This is a genomic window from Streptomyces sp. NTH33 (genome assembly GCF_003236365.1).
In the GTDB taxonomy this organism is placed as follows: Bacteria; Actinomycetota; Actinomycetes; order Streptomycetales; family Streptomycetaceae; genus Streptomyces.
The window spans coordinates 1-1,130 of sequence record NZ_POTZ01000935.1 but is presented as its reverse complement, the minus strand read 5'-3'; the positions used below and the strand labels follow the sequence as shown (position 1 = coordinate 1,130).

1 protein-coding gene is annotated in these 1,130 nt (G+C 71.6%); it reads left to right on the top strand.

Annotated elements, in window-relative coordinates:
• The coding region (locus tag C1I97_RS37645; RefSeq protein ID WP_111007334.1) for an acyl-CoA dehydrogenase family protein at positions 1 to 1,130 on the top strand (1,130 nt) is incomplete at both ends.

The window sequence follows — 1,130 nt, the reverse complement described above, 5'->3', positions numbered from 1 at the left end:
GACTTCGACCTGTACCGCCCGTCCGAGGAGCACGACATGCTCCGCGACGCCGTCCGCTCGCTGGCCGAGGCGAAGATCGCGCCGTACGCCGCCGCGGTGGACGAGGAGGCCCGCTTCCCGCAGGAGGCCCTGGACGCGCTGGTCGCAAGCGACCTGCACGCCGTGCACGTGCCCGAGAGTTACGGCGGCGCGGGCGCCGACGCCCTCGCGACGGTCATCGTGATCGAGGAGGTCGCGCGGGTCTGCGCGTCCTCGTCCCTGATCCCCGCGGTGAACAAGCTGGGCTCGCTGCCGGTGCTCCTGGCCGGCTCCGCGGAGCTGAAGAAGAGGTACCTGGCCCCGCTGGCCCGGGGCAAGGCGATGTTCTCGTACTGCCTGTCCGAGCCGGACGCGGGCTCGGACGCGGCCGGCATGAGGACCCGGGCGGTCCGCGACGGCGACGCCTACGTCCTGAACGGCGTCAAGCGCTGGATCACCAACGCCGGCGTCTCGGAGTTCTACACGGTGATGGCCGTCACCGACCCCGAGAAGCGCTCCCGGGGCGTCTCCGCCTTCGTCGTGGAGAGGTCGGATGCGGGCGTCTCCTTCGGCGCCCCGGAGAAGAAGCTCGGCATCAAGGGCTCGCCCACCCGCGAGGTGTACCTGGACAACGTCCGCATCCCGGCGGACCGGATGATCGGCGCCGAGGGCACCGGCTTCGCCACCGCGATGCGCACCCTGGACCACACCCGCATCACCATCGCCGCCCAGGCCCTCGGCATCGCCCAGGGCGCCCTCGACCACGCCAGGGGCTACGTCCAGGAGCGCCGGCAGTTCGGCCGGCCGGTCTTCGACTTCCAGGGCGTGCAGTTCATGCTCGCCGACATGGCCATGAAGATCGAGGCCGCCCGCCAGCTGACCTACGCGGCCGCGGCCAGGTCCGAGCGGGTCGCCGCCGGAGGCGGGGAAGGGGGCCTGACCTTCCAGGGCGCCGCGGCCAAGTGCTTCGCCTCCGACGTCGCCATGGAGGTCACCACGGACGCCGTCCAGCTCCTCGGCGGCTACGGCTACACCCGCGACTACCCGGTGGAACGCATGATGCGCGACGCCAAGATCACCCAGATCTACGAGGGCACCAACCAGATCCAGCG